At 68.0% G+C, this 16,543-nt stretch carries 16 protein-coding genes; 13 read left to right on the top strand and 3 right to left on the bottom strand.

The annotated features are described in order from the left end of the window. Positions 1-1,344 (top strand): MFS transporter, encoded by a 1,344-nt coding sequence (locus tag BM436_RS07940; protein WP_093554972.1) that lies wholly within the window; start codon positions 1-3, stop codon positions 1,342-1,344. Positions 1,345-1,458: 114 nt separating this feature from the next. Here the strand turns inward: BM436_RS07940 and BM436_RS07935 are convergent, their stop codons facing one another. Then, positions 1,459-2,136 (bottom strand): aquaporin, encoded by a 678-nt coding sequence (locus BM436_RS07935; protein WP_093554971.1) that lies wholly within the window; start codon positions 2,134-2,136, stop codon positions 1,459-1,461. A 153-nt stretch (positions 2,137-2,289) separates the two neighbouring features. On the opposite strand from BM436_RS07935, the gene BM436_RS07930 reads away from it, so the two are divergent. From BM436_RS07930 to BM436_RS07900, 7 genes are all read left to right on the top strand, one after another. Further along, positions 2,290-3,045, top strand: a complete 756-nt coding sequence (locus BM436_RS07930; protein ID WP_093554970.1) for a YdcF family protein — start codon at positions 2,290-2,292, stop codon at positions 3,043-3,045. 85 nt (positions 3,046-3,130) lie between these two features. Beyond that, on the top strand, positions 3,131-4,546 hold the full coding sequence (locus tag BM436_RS07925; protein ID WP_093554969.1) for a circularly permuted type 2 ATP-grasp protein: 1,416 nt from the start codon (positions 3,131-3,133) through the stop codon (positions 4,544-4,546). A gap of 10 nt (positions 4,547-4,556) precedes the next feature. Next, positions 4,557-5,507, top strand: coding sequence for an alpha-E domain-containing protein (locus tag BM436_RS07920; protein WP_093554968.1), 951 nt, complete (start codon positions 4,557-4,559; stop codon positions 5,505-5,507). Positions 5,508-5,525: 18 nt separating this feature from the next. Next, entirely contained in the window at positions 5,526-6,329 is an 804-nt protein-coding gene (locus tag BM436_RS07915) for a transglutaminase family protein (protein ID WP_093554967.1), read from the top strand. A gap of 54 nt (positions 6,330-6,383) precedes the next feature. Next, positions 6,384-7,259, top strand: a complete 876-nt coding sequence (locus BM436_RS07910; RefSeq protein WP_093554966.1) for a proteasome-type protease — start codon at positions 6,384-6,386, stop codon at positions 7,257-7,259. Between the two features lie 93 nt (positions 7,260-7,352). Then, positions 7,353-7,571 carry a DUF433 domain-containing protein gene (locus BM436_RS07905; protein ID WP_093554965.1) on the top strand — a complete coding sequence of 73 codons (219 nt, stop codon included), beginning with the start codon at positions 7,353-7,355 and terminating at the stop codon, positions 7,569-7,571. Next, positions 7,568-7,933: a DUF5615 family PIN-like protein gene (locus BM436_RS07900; protein WP_093554964.1), complete on the top strand. Its 366-nt coding sequence runs from the start codon at positions 7,568-7,570 to the stop codon at positions 7,931-7,933. The genes BM436_RS07905 and BM436_RS07900 overlap by 4 nt, the downstream gene beginning before the upstream one ends. Here BM436_RS07900 and BM436_RS07895 read toward each other — a convergent pair. Together BM436_RS07895 and BM436_RS07890 are read right to left on the bottom strand one after the other, a co-directional pair. Next, on the bottom strand, positions 7,925-9,913 hold the full coding sequence (locus tag BM436_RS07895) for an ATP-binding protein (RefSeq protein WP_093554963.1): 1,989 nt from the start codon (positions 9,911-9,913) through the stop codon (positions 7,925-7,927). The genes BM436_RS07900 and BM436_RS07895 overlap by 9 nt on opposite strands. Further along, complete coding sequence (locus BM436_RS07890; RefSeq protein ID WP_229489578.1) at positions 9,910-10,485, bottom strand: TOL_0243 family YfiR-like periplasmic protein; 576 nt, start codon at positions 10,483-10,485, stop codon at positions 9,910-9,912. The genes BM436_RS07895 and BM436_RS07890 overlap by 4 nt, the downstream gene beginning before the upstream one ends. A gap of 241 nt (positions 10,486-10,726) precedes the next feature. On the opposite strand from BM436_RS07890, the gene BM436_RS07885 reads away from it, so the two are divergent. From BM436_RS07885 to BM436_RS07865, 5 genes are all read left to right on the top strand, one after another. Next, entirely contained in the window at positions 10,727-12,757 is a 2,031-nt protein-coding gene (locus BM436_RS07885) for a TonB-dependent receptor plug domain-containing protein (RefSeq protein WP_229489576.1), read from the top strand. Beyond that, positions 12,741-14,051: an ABC transporter substrate-binding protein gene (locus BM436_RS07880; RefSeq protein WP_093554960.1), complete on the top strand. Its 1,311-nt coding sequence runs from the start codon at positions 12,741-12,743 to the stop codon at positions 14,049-14,051. The genes BM436_RS07885 and BM436_RS07880 overlap by 17 nt, the downstream gene beginning before the upstream one ends. Positions 14,052-14,382: 331 nt before the next feature. Beyond that, positions 14,383-14,790 carry a hypothetical protein gene (locus tag BM436_RS07875; protein WP_177307047.1) on the top strand — a complete coding sequence of 136 codons (408 nt, stop codon included), beginning with the start codon at positions 14,383-14,385 and terminating at the stop codon, positions 14,788-14,790. Positions 14,791-14,805: 15 nt separating this feature from the next. Then, positions 14,806-15,720 carry a LysR family transcriptional regulator gene (locus BM436_RS07870; RefSeq protein WP_093554959.1) on the top strand — a complete coding sequence of 305 codons (915 nt, stop codon included), beginning with the start codon at positions 14,806-14,808 and terminating at the stop codon, positions 15,718-15,720. 63 nt (positions 15,721-15,783) lie between these two features. Beyond that, positions 15,784-16,500 carry a YoaK family protein gene (locus tag BM436_RS07865; protein WP_093554958.1) on the top strand — a complete coding sequence of 239 codons (717 nt, stop codon included), beginning with the start codon at positions 15,784-15,786 and terminating at the stop codon, positions 16,498-16,500. Positions 16,501-16,543 lie beyond the last annotated feature (43 nt).

Below are 16,543 nucleotides of genomic sequence, written 5' to 3'. Positions count from 1 at the left end.
ATGACGACAACATTCAACGGCGATTTTCCCGCCGATCACCCAACGCGCCAAACCAGCCAGGGCGCACGCAACATCAATGCCAGGGACGGGCATATCGCTCCCGGTGAAATAGCCATCGGGGTGGTGATAGGTCGAGCTTCCGAGTACTTTGACTTCTTTGTCTACGCCATCGCCTCCGTGCTGGTGTTCCCCCAAGTGTTCTTCCCCTTTGAAAGCCGGCTCGAGGGCACGCTGTACTCCTTCACCATCTTCGCCTTCGCCTTCATCGCCCGCCCCATCGGCACCGTCATCTTCATGGCCCTGCAGGAACGCTTCGGGCGCGAAACCAAACTCACCGCCGCCCTCTTCCTGATGGGCATCTCCACCGCCGGCATCGCCTTCCTGCCCGAATACGCGCACCTGGGCACCGCCTCCATCGTCATCCTGTCGCTACTGCGCATCGGCCAGGGCGTGGCCCAGGGCGGCTCGTGGGACGGGCTGCCGTCGCTGCTGGCGCTGAACGCGCCGGCCAACAAGCGCGGCTGGTACGCCATGCTGGGCCAGCTGGGCGCGCCGGTGGGCTTCATCATCGCCGCCGGCCTGTTCGCCTACCTGCTCGCCGAACTGGAGCCGGTGGACTTCCTGTCGTGGGGCTGGCGCTACCCGTTCTACGTGGCCTTCGCCATCAACGTGGTCGCGCTGTTCGCCCGGCTGCGCCTGGTGTCCACGTCCGAGTACTCCAAGCTGCTGGACGAGCACCAGCTGGACCCGGTCAACGTGGTGGAACTGGCGCAAAACCAGGGCCGCAACGTGCTGATCGGCGCGCTGGCCGCGCTGGGCAGCTACGCGCTGTTCCACCTGGTGACGGTGTTCCCGCTGTCCTGGATCAACCTGTACTCGACCCGCTCGCTGAGCGAATTCCTCGAGCTGCAGATCCTTGGCGCCTTCATCGCCGCCGGCGGCATCATCGTCTCCGGCCTGCTGGCGGACCGCGTCGGCCGCCGCACCACGCTGGGCGCGCTGGCGACCATGATCGCCGTCTTCAGCGGCTTCGTGCCGATGCTGATGGATGGCGGAGACTTGGGCCAGAACATCTTCCTGCTGGTGGGCTTCGCGCTGCTGGGCCTGTCCTACGGCCAGGCCGCCGGCGCCGTGACCGCCAACTTCCAGACCAAGTACCGCTACACCGGCGCCGCGCTGACGTCCGACCTGGCGTGGCTGGTGGGCGCGGGCTTCGCGCCACTGGTGGCGCTGGGGCTGTCGGCCAACTTCGGCCTGGCCTATGTCAGCCTGTACCTGCTGTCCGGCGCGGTCGGCTCGCTGGCCGCGCTGAGCCTGAACCGCGCGCTGGAAATCAAAGACTGACGCACCATATATAGATCGTCCCGAGCCCGGCCAAGCGCCGGGCTTTTTTTTCAACTAAAGCGCCCAGGGCTATTTTATCCACGCGGAAAAATAGGCCCTGGGCGCTTTTTGCTGTCAGGAACGGATGGGGGCGGGCCGGGAGGCGCCGTGGAGCCAGGCGAAGACGAGGCTGGCCAAGGCGGCGCCGGCCAGTTGGGAGAGGATGAAACCGGGGGCGTCCGCCGGCCGGATGCCGCCGCCGGCGCTGCCGATCGCGCGCGCCAGCGTCAGCGCGGGATTCATGAAGGCGCTGGACGAACTGAACCAGCAGGCCGCCATCACGTAGGCCGCCACCGCGAACGGCGCGGCCACCGGCCGGCTGCGGCCGCATCCGATGAACACGCTCAGCAGGCCGAAGGTGGCGACGAATTCGCCCAGCCACAGCCCCGCGCCGGTGCGCACCTCGCTGGCGGCCACCAGCAGCTCCAGCCCGAACATGCCGTGCGTGGCGGCCACGCCCGTCACCGCGCCGGCCAGCTGGGCGGCGATGTATGGCGCGACGTACCCCGCCGGCAGCTTGCCGCGCCAGGCCTCGGACAGCGTCAGCACCGGATTGAAGTGCCCGCCCGAGATCCCGCCGAAGGTGAGGATCAGCACGGCCAGCCCGGCGCTCGACACCACGGAACCGACCAGCAGCGCCAGCGCCGCGTCGCCACCGGCCAGCCGCGCGGCGACCACGCCGCATCCGCCGGAGATCGTCAACAGCAGCGCCGTGCCCAATCCCTCCGCTACCAGCCGCTTGGCAATTCCCATGGCCACACCTTCCCATTGTGATGGTTGAAAGGCGTCACTGTAGGCACCGGCGGGCCCGCCGTGATCTGTCCGGCGCAATATCCACTATGCCCGCGCCGTGAGCGTGGCCGGCCCATCCTTGACTTTGCCCGGCGTTATTGCTCCAATCGCAAGATGCTCCTCAATAAACTCATCCACCTGATCCTGCTGCCACCGCTCAGCCTGCTTCTGCTGTACGCGACCGGCCTGCTGCTGCGCCGCCGCCATCCCCGCCTGGGGATCATCGCGCGCCGCGGCGCCGTGGGGCTGCTGCTGGTACTGAGCACGAACATCGCCGCCACCGCCCTGCTACGGCCGCTCGAACGCATGGAACCGCCGTTGCTGGCGCCAGCGGCCAGGGGCGCCCAGGCCATCGTGATCCTGGCCGCCGGCAGCATGCTGCGCGCGCCCGAGTACGGCAACCAGGACGTGCCGGACTACATCACCCTGGCCCGCCTGCGCTACGGCGCCAGGCTGCAGCAAGAGACCGGCCTGCCCATCCTCGTCAGCGGCGGCAACGCCGATCCGGTGCGCGGGCTGCAGCCCAAGGCTGAGGGCATGGCCAGGGCGCTGCGCGAGGACTTCCGCACCCCGGTGAAGTGGGTGGAGGCCGGTTCGGAGACGACGGCGGAAAACGCCGCCAACTCGGCCCGCATGCTGGCCCCGGCCGGCGTGCGCCGCGTGCTGCTGGTGACGGACGCGATGCACATGGCGCGGGCCAGGCTGGTGTTCGAGCGCGCCGGCCTCGAAGTCGTGTCCGCGCCCACCGCCTATTTCACCACGCACGCCTTCTCGCCGCTGCAACTGCTGCCCAGCGCGTCCGGCCTGTCCGGCTCCTATTACGCGGTGTATGAATGGCTGGGCTTGTTCTGGTACAAGCTGCGTTACTGACCGGGGCCAAGGCGCACCGCGATGGTGCATGCTCTCTGGCACGTTTCTTGATAGGTAATATTTATCGAAGCCAGGGACACTGAAGATGCCGAACTTTTTCAATGAAATGCGCGCCGATACCGACGGCGGCGTCCGTGAACATTACCGCGAGTTTTGCCGCTGGCTGGAACAGCAGCCACCGGAAACGATAGAACGCAAGCGCGCCGAGGCGGACCTGATGTTCCGCCGCGTGGGCATCACCTTCGCCGTCTACGGCGACGACGCGGGCACCGAACGCCTGATCCCGTTCGACATCATCCCGCGCATCATCCCCGCCGGGGAATGGACGCAGTTGCAGACCGGGCTGGTGCAGCGGGTCAAGGCGCTGAACATGTTCATCCACGACATCTACCACGACCAGAACATTATCAAGGCCGGCATCATCCCGGCCGAGCAGATCTACCGCAACGCGCAGTACCGGCCCGAGATGCAGGGCATCTCCGTGGCCTCCGACATCTACGCCCATATCGCGGGGGTGGACATCGTGCGGGCCGGCGCCGGCGAGTTCTACGTGCTGGAGGACAATCTGCGGGTGCCGTCCGGCGTGTCCTACATGCTGGAGGACCGCAAGATGATGATGCGGCTGTTCCCGGAACTGTTCGCCCGCAACAAGATCGCCCCGGTCGACCACTACCCCGACCTGCTGCTCGACAACCTGCGCTCGGTGGCCCCGATGGGCGTGGACGATCCCACCATCGTGGTGATGACGCCGGGCATGTACAACTCGGCCTATTTCGAGCACGCCTTCCTGGCCCAGCAAATGGGCGTGGAACTGGTGGAGGGCAAGGACTTGTTCGTGGCCGACAACTCGGTGTACATGCGCACCACGCACGGCCCGCGCCGGGTGGACGTGATCTACCGCCGCCTGGACGACGACTTCCTCGACCCGCTGGCCTTCCGCCCCGACTCCGCGCTGGGCGTGCCCGGCCTGCTGTCCGTGTACCGCGCGGGCCGCGTGACCCTGGCCAACGCCATCGGCACCGGCGTGGCCGACGACAAGTCCATCTACCCCTACGTGCCGGACATGATCCGCTTCTACCTGTCCGAGGAGCCGGTGCTGAACAACGTGCCGACCTACCAGTGCCGGAAGAAGGAGGATCTGGCCTTCACCCTGGCCCACCTGCCCGACCTGGTGGTCAAGGAGGTGCACGGCGCGGGCGGCTACGGCATGCTGGTCGGCCCCGCGTCCACCAAGGAACAGATCGAGGACTTCCGCAAGCGCCTGCTGGCGCGGCCGGACGGCTACATCGCCCAGCCCACGCTGGCGCTGTCGAACTGCCCGACCTTCGTGGAAAGCGGCGTCGCGCCGCGCCACATCGACCTGCGCCCCTTCGTCCTGTCCGGCAAGACCATCTCCATGGTGCCGGGCGGCCTGACCCGCGTGGCGCTGCAGGAGGGGTCGCTGGTGGTGAACTCGTCGCAGGGCGGCGGCACCAAGGACACCTGGATACTCGAACGCTAAGGAGATAAACATGCTGAGCCGCACCGCCGACCATCTGTTCTGGATGGCCCGCTACACCGAACGCGCCGAGAACACGGCCCGCATGCTGGACGTGAACGTGCAGACCTCGATGCTGCCCCAGTCCGAACAGGACGCCGAACAAGGCTGGCGCGCCATGCTGGGCATCTCGGAACTGCAGTCCGCCTACGACAAGAAGCACAGCAAACTCGACGCGCGCAGCGTGATCGACTTCATGGTGCGCGACCCGTCCAACCCCTCGTCGATCGCGGCCTGCCTGACCGAGGCGCGCGAAAACGCCCGCGCCGTGCGCGGCACCCTGACCACCGAGGTGTGGGAGATCCAGAACCAGACCTGGCTGGACTTGCAGAAGCGCCTGAACAACGGCGTGCTGGAGAACGACCCCAGCCTGTTCTTCGAATGGGTGAAATACCGCTCCCACCTGTCGCGCGGCGTGACCCTGGGCACGATGTTGAAGGACGACGCGGTGCATTTCATCCGCCTCGGCACCTTCCTGGAGCGGGCCGACAACACGGCGCGCATCCTGGACGTGAAATTCCACGGCGCCCGCGCCAGCGAACAGGGCGACGAGCAGGCCCAGCGGGACTTCTACTACTGGGCGGCGCTGCTGCGCTCGGTGTCCGGCTTCGAGATCTACCGCAAGGTCTACCGCGACGTCATCACGCCGGCGCGCATCGCCGAGTTGCTGATGCTGCGCGCGGACATGCCGCGTTCGCTGCTGGCCTGCATGGACGAGGTGGTGCAAAACCTGGCGCTGGTGCGCAACGACCTGTCGCGCGACACCGAGCGCTTCGCCGGCAAGCTGCACGCGGAACTGCGCTTCGGCCACCTCGCCGACATCCTGGACGCGGGGCTACACGACACGCTGACGGAGTTCCTGCGCCGCGTCAACGAACTGGGCAACCGCATCAGCCGCGATTTCCTGGTGCCGATGGCCGCCTAGGCCGATTTTGGAGACGAGATGCAATTATCGATACGGCACGAAACCAGCTACCACTACAGCACGCCGCCCGCCTACACCATCCAGCAGCTGCACCTGACGCCGCGCGCGGAGGCGCACCAGCATGTGCTGAGCTGGCAGTTGTCGACCGCGGGCCAGTTGCACGGCTACACGGACGCCTACGGCAACCTGTCGCACATGCTGACCCTCACCCAGCCGCACAACAGCCTGTCCATCGTGGCCACCGGCGTGGTCGAGACCACCCAGCCGGTGCAGGGGCGGATCGCCAACGGCGATTCGCTGTCGCCGCTGATCTACACGGTGCCGACCCGCTTCACGGGCGCCACCCCGGGCGTGCTGGAACTGGCGGCCGCCTGCCTGCCGGACGGCAAGGCGCAGACGCGCCACCTGATGCTGCTGGCGCAGCACATCTTTGGTGCGGTGAAGTATCAAAGCGGTGCGACCGAGGTGAGCACGACGGCCAGCGCCGCGCTCCGGATGGGCATAGGCGTGTGCCAGGACCACGCCCACATCTTCCTGGCCTGCTGCCACGCGCACGGCATCCCGGCGCGCTACGTGTCCGGCTACATCGACCCCGGCAACACCGGCCACGCCGCCAGCCACGCCTGGGTGGACGCCTGGGCCGAGGACCGCGACTACACCGGCTGGGTCAGCATCGACGTGACCCACGCGCGGCTGATGACGGACGCCTATTGCCGCCTCGCCATCGGCCGCGACTACGACGCGGCCGCCCCGGTGCGCGGCGTGCGCCGCGGCGGCGGCGACGAGGCCATGTCCGTCAACGTCCAGATCGTGCCGCAGTGAGGCCGCCCGGCCCGGAGAGTGCTAGAATTATCTTTTGCCTTAAATAAACACAAGATGACTTACTGCGTAGCGATGCGTCTGGACGCGGGCCTGGTTTTCCTCTCCGATTCACGCACCAACGCGGGCGTGGACCAGGTCAGCACCGCCCGCAAGATGAATGTGTTCGAACTGCCCGGCGAACGCATGATGGTGCTGATGACCGCCGGGAACCTGTCGATTTCGCAGTCGGTGCGGCAGCTGCTGTCGGACCACGTGAACGCCGCCGGCCACACCATCTGGACCGCGCCCAATATGTACGAGGCGGCCCGCATCGTGGGCGAGGTGGTGCGCCAGGTGCACGAGCGCGACGCCAAGGCGCTGGCCGATTTCGGCATCGAATTCAACGTCAGCATGCTGTTCGGCGGCCAGATCAAGGGCGAGCGCTGCCGCCTGTTCCAGATCTACTCGGCGGGCAACTTCATCGAGTCGCACAACGAGAACACCTATTTCCAGATCGGCGAGGCCAAGTACGGCAAGCCCATCATCGACCGCGTGGTGACGCCGGCAACTCCGCTGGACGAGGCCGCCAAGTGCGCGCTGATCTCGATGGATTCGACGCTGCGCTCCAACATCTCGGTCGGCCTGCCGCTGGATCTGCTGGTGTATGACAACAACTCGCTGGCGGTGACGCGCTTCGTCACCATCGACGAGAAGAACCAGTACTTCCAGATGATACGCAGCACCTGGGGCGAGCAGTTGAAGACCATTTTCGAGGGCATCGCCGCGCCGGTGTGGAACGCGGCGCCGGAGACGACCGGCAATGTGCTGTCGTCGGCCGGCAAGGCCAGCATGCCGGTCCGGGTGGCGCTGCCGCCGGGCATCGAGCCCACCACCCTGCCGGCCGCGCCGCTGCAGTCGCTTGCGCAACAGTTCCACAACAAGCAGCAGTAGCCATTCCCCGGGGGCGGTGCAGGCCGATCAACATTCCCCGTCGCCCCGCTTGATTTGCCGTGATGATCGTTGATACTGAGGGCAGGAGGGGATATGAATAATCTGGACCGCATCACGATCAACCCCGCTGTCATGCGGGGACAACCTTGCGTAAGGGGAATGCGCGTAACCGTGGGCATGATCATCGCGCAGCTTCAGGCCGGCCAGAGCATACCCGAACTGTTGGACGACTTTCCCTACCTCGAATACGAAGACATACGACAAGCCCTTGAGTTTGCCTCTGCAAAGGAAACCCAGCAGAGCGCCCTATGAGGCTGCTCCTGGACATGAACATTTCGCCCCGCTGGGTGAGTACCTTTATGGCCGCTGGCCACCTGGCTGTCCATTGGACGAACGTCGGGCCAGGCAACGCGAGCGACACAGACATTCTGGACTATGCCCGACGGCACGACTACATCGTCATCACTCAAGATCTGGACTTTGGGGCGCTTCTTGCCGAATCGCGAGCTACCAGGCCCAGCGTTGTACAACTCCGCTTCCATGCCGCGCGTAGCGCCCAAGTCGCGGCCAGGGTTGCCGATGAATTGGATCGCGCGTCGTCGGCTTTGCTGGCTGGCGCATTGCTGGTGATCGAGCCACCTCGCGCGCGTCTGACGCCACTGCCCCTACTTTGATTGCGTGCTTCCCGCCTGGCCGGGCAGCGTCAGGACGAAGCGGGTGCCTTTCCCCAGCTCGCTTTCGACCTCGATCTTGCCGTCCAGGACGCCGTACACGATGTTGTAGACGATGTTCAGCCCCAGTCCCGAGCCGCCGCGCCCCAGCTTGGTGGTGAAGAAGGGGTCGTAGATGCGGCCCATGTTTTCCGGCGCGATGCCGCCGCCGTTGTCGCTGACGACCACTTCGACGGCGCCGTCGCCGGCGGCGCGGGCCGAGATCATCACGACGCCCCCCTCCCGCCCCTCGAAGCCATGGCTGAGGGCGTTGGTGATCAGGTTGATCAGCACCTGCCCGAACGGCCCCGGATAGCTGTCCATCTCGATATCGCCCGGCACCTCCTGGCGCACCTTGATGCCGGACTTCTTGAAGGTCGGCATCAGCACCAGCAGGATCTCGTTGGCCAGGTCCGCCAGCAGGAAGGCGCGGCGCTGCGAGGTGGCGCGGTCCACCGCCACCTGCTTGAAGCTGGCCACCAGGTCCACCGCCCGGTGCAGATTGCGCAGCACGATCTCGCCGCCGCCCTGGATGTCCGCGACGTAGGCCTGCAAGGTCGAGCGCTTCAGCCCCTCGGCCAGCTGCTTCTGGAAACCGCGGGTCTGGTCGATCAGCGTGCTGACCGCCAGCAGGCTGTTGCCGATGGGCGTGTTCAGCTCGTGGGCGACGCCGGCCACCAGCGAACCCAGCGCGGCCAGCTTTTCACTGCGCACCAGCTCGTCCTGCGCCAGGCGCAGCGTTTCCAGCGATTCGGCCAGCTCCTTGTTGGTCTCCACCATCTGCGCCGTGCGCACGGCGACCTGTTCCTCCAGCTTGTCGCGGTATTGCATCAGCTCGATCTCGCCGCGCTTGCGCTCGGTGATGTCGGTCGAGACGCCGCCCAGCGCCCAGGTGTGGCCGTATTCGTCCTTCAGTGGGAACTTCTCGGACAGGTAGATGCGCATCTCGCCGGTGCTGTCCGGCACCGATTCCTCATAGGCGTTCGAATGGCCGCTCTCCAGCACGGCGCGGTCGTTGGCCTGGATGGTGGCGATGGTGGCCGGCGGGAACACCTCGGTGTCGTCGTGCCCCAGCGGGTCGACCGTGCCGGGAGGCAGGATCTGGCGGAAACGCTCGTTGACCAGCAGGTAGCGCCCGCTCAAATCCTTGATGTAGATGACGGCGGAGGATTTCGCCACGATGTTCTCCAGCAGCGACTGGCTGCGGCGCAGCGCTGCGTCGCGCTCGGCGATGGTGCTGAGCATGTCGTTGATGGCCCCGGCCAGCTGGCCCACCTCGTCGCGGCCCTCGGCCTCGGCCCGCAGGTCGTAGCGCTGCTCGCGCGTGACGCGGTGCGCCATCGACGACAGCGCCAGCAGCGGCCGCGTCACCAGCTTGCGCACGCTGAGGGCGTGCAGGATGCCGCCCACCAGCAGCGTCATCATCACCATCGCCAGCACCAGGCCGTACTGCCGCAGCCGGTCGGCCAGCGGCGGCAGCGCGTAATCGACCTGCAGGTAGCCGACCACCTCCTGGCCATAGCGCACCGGCGCCAGCATGGCCAGGAAATCGCCGTGGAAGCGGTGGCCGGCACCGTCGAGTTCGGCCGGCCAGTCGCACTCCAGCTTGCCATCCCGGACATAGCGCGCGAAAAACCCGCGCCGCGCGTCGAACAGGCAGGCGCCGTGGATGTCGGCGCTGCCCCTGAGCGCTTCCAGCGTGCGCGCGGCGGCCGGCCGGTCGCCGAAGTTCAGGTCCACGTCCAGGTTGAGCGACACCAGTTGCATGCGGCCGGCCAGGTCCGACACCAGTTTCGGCCGGGCGACGATGAAATCGTAGGACACCAGCGCCACCAGCGCGGCCAGCATCGCGGCCCCGGCGGTGAGGATGGAGACCAGCACCAGCTTGCGCTGCAGCGCGACGTCGCGCAGGGGCTGCCGCAGGCCCGGGCGCGCCGCGCTCATTTGGCGGCCCCGCCGACGACGCGCTCGGCCAGCGCCAGCACCCGCGGGTTCAGGCTCATGCCCGATTGCTTGGCGGCGGCCAGGTTGACTTCGAAGCGGATGTTGCCCTCGACCAGCATCATGTTGATCATGCCGCCATCGGCCAGGAAGGAGGCGGAATCGCCTATGGTCAGCACCGCCTGGTCGCGCAGCCTGGCCAGCAGCGCGGCCTGGCGCGGCCGCTCGGAGGGGCTGATGTAGAGCGCGTGGCAGGGCGCGGCGTCCTCGCCGCGGGTGATGGTGCGCAAATCCAGCGGATGGCTGCCGGCCGCGCGGCTGTGCAGCTGGCGGGCGATGTCGCCGCTGCCCTGGCCCATCACGCACACCACCAGCGGCGCGCGCGCGTCGGCCAGCACCGAGGCGGGCCAGCTGGCGTAGCGGGTGAAGTTGAGGATGTAGGCGGCCTTGATCTGCTGTTCCGGGGCGGGCGGCGTTTCCTGGGCGCCGACCACCAGGCACATGGCCGCGACCGCGGTTGCCAGACTGCCGGCGCGACCGTGCCCGCTCCGCCGGCGGCCCTGTGCCATGGTCATGCCGGTGTGGCCCCGGTTCGCCTTGCGTCCCTGCGCATGCTGTGCCCTCGTATCACTAGGAAACTAGTTTGATTCTAGCGTAAGCGATCGCGGCCGGGCCAGCAATTTGGGTCGTGACGAAAAGACCACAACCGCCGCCGCGGGACGCTTGTGGCGCGGTGGAAGATGGGGAATACTGGTCGCCACACCGCACTCCTGCCAAGGGCCATGCATGAAGGATGTCTCCGCGCGACGCCGCCATTTGCTGACAGCCCTTTGCCTCGCGTGCGCCGGGGCGCGCGGGGCCGACCAGGAGGACGCGGTTTTCGAGCTGAGCCTGGAGCAGCTGCGCCAGGTGAAAGTGCTGACGGCCACCAAGACCGCCACGCCGCTGTACGCCACGCCCGCCGTGGTGACCCTGATCACGGCCGACGACTTCGCCCGCTACGGCTACCTCAGCCTGGCCGAGGCGCTGGCGCACAAGGCCGGATTCGTCGAGAGCGACGACGGGCTCAACCACCATTTCGGCGTGCGCGGGCTGAACGCCGGCGCCCAGTCCGCCAGCCGCGGCATCAAGATCCTGCTCGACGGCCGGCCGATCGCCTTCCGCGGCACGCAGCAGCAATTCATCGGCCTGGAGTTCATCCCGGTGGGCATGATAGAGCGCGTCGAGATCGTGCGCGGCCCGGTGTCCGTGCTGTACGGCGCCGACGCCCTGCTGGGGGCGATCAATGTCATCACGCGGCGCGACGGCGCCGGGCAACGCGTGGTTGTCGGCTACGAACGCGGCGGTGGCGGGCGCGACAGCGCGCTGCTGTCCGGCAGCGGCGCTCTGCGGTCGGGGCCGTACTGGCTGGCCTGGGGCGTGCAGGCGGCGCGCGCGGACCGCGCCGGCCTGGCCCTGCCCCGCGTGTCGCCGGACTACCAGCGTTACGGCCGCGCGCCGTCCTCCCCGGTGGACGACGCCGACCCGCGCAGCCTCTATCTGCGCGGCGGCTGGCGGGACGGGGACGACGAGCTGGGCGGCAGCGTGTTCTGGCAAAAGCAGGACGGCGACCACGTGTTCGCCAGCCCCAATCCCCTGCTGCGCCCGCCCACCCATGTGGCGCTGCGACAGGGCACGGCGCACGTCAACTACAGCCGCGCCTTCGGCGCGCGGCACAGCGTGCGCGCGGCCCTGGGCTACGGCGAAGGCGGACCGGCGTCCGGCGACCTGGTGCGGACCGGCGCGCCCGACTACCACCTGCTGCGCGACCTGGGCTACCGCGCCATCGACGGCAGCGCGGAGTGGCTGTGGCAGCCGGAAGCGGGGGGCAGCCTGCTGCTGGGGCTGGACGTGCTGCGCGACCGCGAGACGCTGGAATCGTTCCGCCGCCACAACGTGGCCGACGGCACGGACTTCCAGCTCAGCCAGCCCGGCGAGAAGACCTTGCGCAACACCGGCGTCTACGTCCAATGGCAATTCCCGCTGCCGTGGCGGCTGCGGGGGATCGCGGCGGGCCGCGGCGACCGGCATTCGGTCTATGGACGGCAGCAATCCTACCGCGCCGGCGTGGTGGGCGCCCTGCCCGGCGCGTGGCAGTTGAAGCTGCTGGGCGGCACCGCCTTCCAGGCGCCCTCCACCTCGCTGCTGTACCGCACCGCCGTGCAGCCGGGCGACATCCGGGGCAATCCCGCGCTGGCGCCGCAAAAGTCGCGCACGGTGGAATTGCAGCTGGCCAGCCCGCCATCGGCGCACTGGAGCGCCGCGCTGACGCTGTATCACACCCGGGTGCGGGACCTGGTGACGCTGGAACAGGAGTTCTTCAACCTGGTGGCGCGCAACAGCAGCGACAGCACGGTGCGCGGCGCGGAACTGGAGGCGCGCTACCGGCGCGACTGGTTCAACGCCTACCTGAACGCGAGCCGCGCCAACAGCGCGCGGGGCGTGAACCGCTACACGCTGGCGCCGCTGGCGCAGCGTCCCGAGGGCGAACTGTTCCCGCGCGACAGCGCCAATCTGGGCGCCAGCGCGACCTTGCTGGACCAGCGCCTGGTGCTGAGCGTGGACAACCGCTACGTGGGCCCGCGCCCGGCCGCCACCGCGAACGTGCTGCTGGCGAACCAGCGCTACACGCTGCGCGGCTACGTCGACACCACGCTGACGGCGCGCTGGGCCCTGGGCGGCCACGCCCATGTGCGGCTGCAGGTGCGGGACCTGGCCAACGGCCGCCATGTCGATCCGGGCGTGGGCGGCATCGACTATCCATCGCCGGGGCGGCGCTACGGGGTGCAGTATGAATACCGGTTCTAGGCGAAGGACACTGGCCGCGCTGGCCGCGCCGGCGCTGGCGCTCGGGCTGGGCGCCTGCGGCGGCGGTGGACGGGACGCATCGACGCCCCTGCCGGCCAACCCGATCCAGGCCATGTTCGACCCCGCCGCCATCAATATCGGCTCGGTCGGCTGGCGCACCTCGACCCGCGACGCCTTCCTGCTGGCGGCGCGCCAGGTCAACGACGCCGGCGGCGTGCTGGGCAAGCGTGTCAACGCCATCGCGCTGGTGGCGCGGGACAACGCCGAGGCGCAGGAAATGGGCCGGCAACTGCTGGACGGCGGCGTCTCCATCCTGAACGTGTCGACCTCGACCCGCGTGCTGAACCTGCTGCCGCTGGCGCAGGCCAGGGGCGTGCCCATCCTGACGGAGTCCGGTTCCTCGCCCGCGCTGACCACACTGGCCGACGGCGACCTGGTGTTCCGCGTCGGCGTCTCCGACGTGGACGCCACGCCGGTGCTGGCGAGGGTCGCGTTCGACGCCGGCAAGCGGCGCGCGGTGGTGCTGGTCAACGAGGGGGACGCGTTCGGCGCCGGCCTGGACAGCCTGTTTTCGCCGGCCTTCCAGGCCATCGGCGGCCAGGTGGTGCGCACGGTGGCCATTCCGTTCGGGCTCAAGAGCGGCTTCGCGCCCTACCTGAAGCAGGTGTTCGACGCCAATCCGGACGTGATCCTGAACGGCATCCTGGCGGCCGACATCTCGGCCAATGTGCTGAACGAGTCGCTGTCCAGCCAGTACGCGGGCCTGTGGCTGCTGCCGGGCACGGCGGCGGGCAACCAGACCTTCGCCGACAACCTCGCCGATCCGGGCCAGATCAAGGGCGGCGCCAGCGGGGCGGCCGCCACCTTCGGCCTGTACGACAGCGCCTCGTACCGCTATTTCCGCGACAGCTACGTGGCGCAGTACGCCAGCGAGCCGCAGGACTTCACCGCGCCCACCTACGACATCGTGATGGCCATGGCGCTGGCCATCGAGCGCGCCGGCCGGGTCAACGGCACCGCGTCGCCCACGCCGGCCATGATACGGGACAGCCTGCGGCCGGTGATGAACGCGCCGGGCGCGGCGGTCCGTCCCGAGGCCATCGGGGCGGCGCTGGCGCTGGTGCGGCAAGGCGCGGACGTCGACTACGGCGGCGCCTACGCCGACATCGCCTGGGACGCGCGCGGCGACATCGCCGGCGCCATCCCCTTCACGGTGTTCCGGCTGGACGCCCAGGCGCGGCGCTGGGACGGGTCGCGGCAGATCGTCATCGACATTCCACGCTCCGCACCGTAGAGTTTCCTAAATTCATTATTTGTAAATTAAACTTGAATTTATCTCATCATCATTCATAATTAGAAACACCGCGCGGTCCGCATTCCTGCTGTGCGGGCTGGTTTCTAACGAATGGTTACAATTGTTACCCTGCTCCGCTGGCAACGCTGCCTTTCCGGCAAAATGAGCATGCTAATATCCCTTGCACTGCACAAAACGCCCTCCAGCGAGGCGCGCGCTGTGCAGTGCACCAAATAGTAAAAAAATAAAAGTTCTGTTGTTTTTAAGAAATAAGTGGTAGGATAGCATCTCGCGTGGCGACTGCTATTTTCGAATAAAGGCAAACTCCAAGATGGAATTATTCAACAAATCCGGCGTTTTGGTAGCAACGGTGCTGGTCGCCGTGGGCGTACTGATCGGAGCGCAGGCGAAAGAGGACATGGTTCCTCCGGCGCCGGTGATCGAGGCGACGGCACTGAAAATGAATAGGTCCGGGGATTTTGCTGCAGAGCGGCGACTGCGCGAGTGGGCCGAACAGGGCTCCGCCGTGGCCCGCCGCGAGCTGGCGCTGCGATACCAGGCCGACAGCGGCCGCCGCGTCGAGGCCATGAAATTGCTGGAACAGGCCGCCCGCGCCGGCGACGCGCTGGCCACCGACCGCCTGTCCGAACTCCACCGTGAAATCCGCGAAGCAGAGCTGGGCAACCTGAAGGAAGCCGCCGCCACCCACACCGCCGCCAACAGCTGGAACCGCTACTAGGCGGCGGCCAGTCCGATGGACCGCCTGCGCGCGCTGGAAGTCTTTGTCGAAGTGGTCCGCAAGGAGGGCTTCGCCCGCGCCGCCGAGGCGCTGGACACCTCCCCCGCCAATGTCACCCGCTACATCAGCGATCTCGAAAGCCATCTCCACACCCGCTTGCTGAACCGCAGTTCGCGCCGCATGTCGCTCACCTCCAGCGGCGAGGCGCTGTTCGAGCGCGCCAAGTCCATCCTGGACGAGGTGGCCGAGGCCGAGGCCATCGTCTCGTCGGCCGCCATGCAGCCGCGCGGCCTGCTGCGCATCAACGCGCCGCTCAGTTTCGGCGTGCAGCACCTGGCGCCGCTGTGGCCCCGCTTCATGGAGCGCTATCCCGATGTGCAACTGGAGATCGCGCTGATCGACCGCGTGGTCGACATCGTCGAGGAGGGCTACGACATGGCGGTGCGCATTTCGCGCGCCGGCTCCACCGCCCACGTGGCGCGCAAACTGGCCAGCTCGCGCCACGTGCTGTGCGCGTCGCCGGACTACCTGGCGCGGCGCGGCACGCCGCGGACGCCGTCCGACCTGCTGGGGCACGACTGCATAGGCTACAGCTACATGGCCAGCGACGACTGGGTGGTGTTCGATCCGGCGGGCAAGGAGCACACCGTCCGCGTGCCCTTCATCCTGCGCACCAACAACGGCGACACCGCGCGCGCCGTGGCGCTGGGCGGCCAGGGCGTGATCCTGCAGCCGACCTTCCTGGTCGGCGCGGACCTGCGCGAGGGGCGGCTGCTGCGGGTGCTGCCCGACCACCGGCTGCCCGACATCGACATCCAGGCGGTCTACCCCAGCCGCCGCCACCTGAGCGCCAAGGTGCGGGTGATGATCGATTTCCTGGCCGAGTCCTTCCAGGACACCCCCTCATGGGATCTCGCCGCTAGGGCTTAAGGGAGAATCGGTCCGGTCCGGCCCGCGTTAGAGTGGCTGCTTTCAATCGAGGAGGCGGCATACATGACGGACGGCACAGCGGAAAACACGGCGGCGCGGCAGGCGACCACACTGGGCTTCATCGCCGGCTACGTCGACACCCTGGGCTTTGTCGCCCTGTTCGGCCTGTTCACCGCCCACGTGACGGGCAACTTCGTGCTGATCGGCGCCGAGCTGGCCGGCTCCGGCCGCGGCGGCGTGTTGATCAAGCTGCTGGCGTTCGCCGCCTTCGTCGTCGCCGTGGCCTGCACCCGGCTCTACATCCTGCGCCTGGAACGCGGCGGCCACGCGCCGCTGCGCTCCGTGCTGGGCCTGCAGTTGCTGCTGCTGGGCGCGTTCATGGCGCTGGGCCTGCTGGCGGACCCGCTGCGCGCGCCGGACGCGCCGCTGGCCCTGCTGGCCGGCGCGGCGGGCGCCGCCGCCATGGGCGTGCAGAACGCCTACGCCCGCCTGCTACTGCAGAACCTGACCCCCACCACCGTCATGACCGGCAACGTCACCCAGCTCGTGCTCGACCTGGTGGACGTGGGGCGCGGCGCGGCCGACGGCACCGTGCGCCAGCGCTGCGTCAAATTCATGTGGCCGGTGGCCGCCTTCGGCCTGGGCGCGATCGGCGGCGCGTTTGCATATATTTACGCCGGGTTTTACGGCCTGCTGCCGCCGATGGCGCTGCTGGCCTGGCTGATGGCCGCGCAGGCGCCCGGCGACCGTCCCCGAACCGTCCCCGTTAACCGCGTTTAACATCACTTAACTTGCCCTGCCTACGTTGCCCGGCGATCATAAA

Source organism: Pseudoduganella namucuonensis (assembly GCF_900116645.1).
Classification (GTDB): Bacteria; Pseudomonadota; Gammaproteobacteria; order Burkholderiales; family Burkholderiaceae_D; genus Rugamonas; species Rugamonas namucuonensis.
The sequence above is the reverse complement of the archived record's forward strand: the minus strand, read 5'-3'. Positions and strand labels throughout refer to the sequence as shown.

Bases quoted from the DNA above. Each gene is read 5' to 3' on its own strand.
- BM436_RS07930 (WP_093554970.1), top strand. From the start codon at position 2,290: ATGCTCCTCAATAAACTCATCCACCTGATCCTGCTGCCACCGCTCAGC.
- BM436_RS07905 (WP_093554965.1), top strand. From the start codon at position 7,353: ATGAATAATCTGGACCGCATCACGATCAACCCCGCTGTCATGCGGGGA.
- BM436_RS07890 (WP_229489578.1), bottom strand. From the start codon at position 10,485: ATGACCATGGCACAGGGCCGCCGGCGGAGCGGGCACGGTCGCGCCGGC.
- BM436_RS07935 (WP_093554971.1), bottom strand. From the start codon at position 2,136: ATGGGAATTGCCAAGCGGCTGGTAGCGGAGGGATTGGGCACGGCGCTG.
- BM436_RS07880 (WP_093554960.1), top strand. From the start codon at position 12,741: ATGAATACCGGTTCTAGGCGAAGGACACTGGCCGCGCTGGCCGCGCCG.
- BM436_RS07940 (WP_093554972.1), top strand. From the start codon at position 1: ATGACGACAACATTCAACGGCGATTTTCCCGCCGATCACCCAACGCGC.
- BM436_RS07895 (WP_093554963.1), bottom strand. From the start codon at position 9,913: ATGAGCGCGGCGCGCCCGGGCCTGCGGCAGCCCCTGCGCGACGTCGCG.
- BM436_RS07865 (WP_093554958.1), top strand. From the start codon at position 15,784: ATGACGGACGGCACAGCGGAAAACACGGCGGCGCGGCAGGCGACCACA.
- BM436_RS07915 (WP_093554967.1), top strand. From the start codon at position 5,526: ATGCAATTATCGATACGGCACGAAACCAGCTACCACTACAGCACGCCG.
- BM436_RS07875 (WP_177307047.1), top strand. From the start codon at position 14,383: ATGGAATTATTCAACAAATCCGGCGTTTTGGTAGCAACGGTGCTGGTC.
- BM436_RS07910 (WP_093554966.1), top strand. From the start codon at position 6,384: ATGACTTACTGCGTAGCGATGCGTCTGGACGCGGGCCTGGTTTTCCTC.
- BM436_RS07870 (WP_093554959.1), top strand. From the start codon at position 14,806: ATGGACCGCCTGCGCGCGCTGGAAGTCTTTGTCGAAGTGGTCCGCAAG.
- BM436_RS07925 (WP_093554969.1), top strand. From the start codon at position 3,131: ATGCCGAACTTTTTCAATGAAATGCGCGCCGATACCGACGGCGGCGTC.
- BM436_RS07920 (WP_093554968.1), top strand. From the start codon at position 4,557: ATGCTGAGCCGCACCGCCGACCATCTGTTCTGGATGGCCCGCTACACC.
- BM436_RS07900 (WP_093554964.1), top strand. From the start codon at position 7,568: ATGAGGCTGCTCCTGGACATGAACATTTCGCCCCGCTGGGTGAGTACC.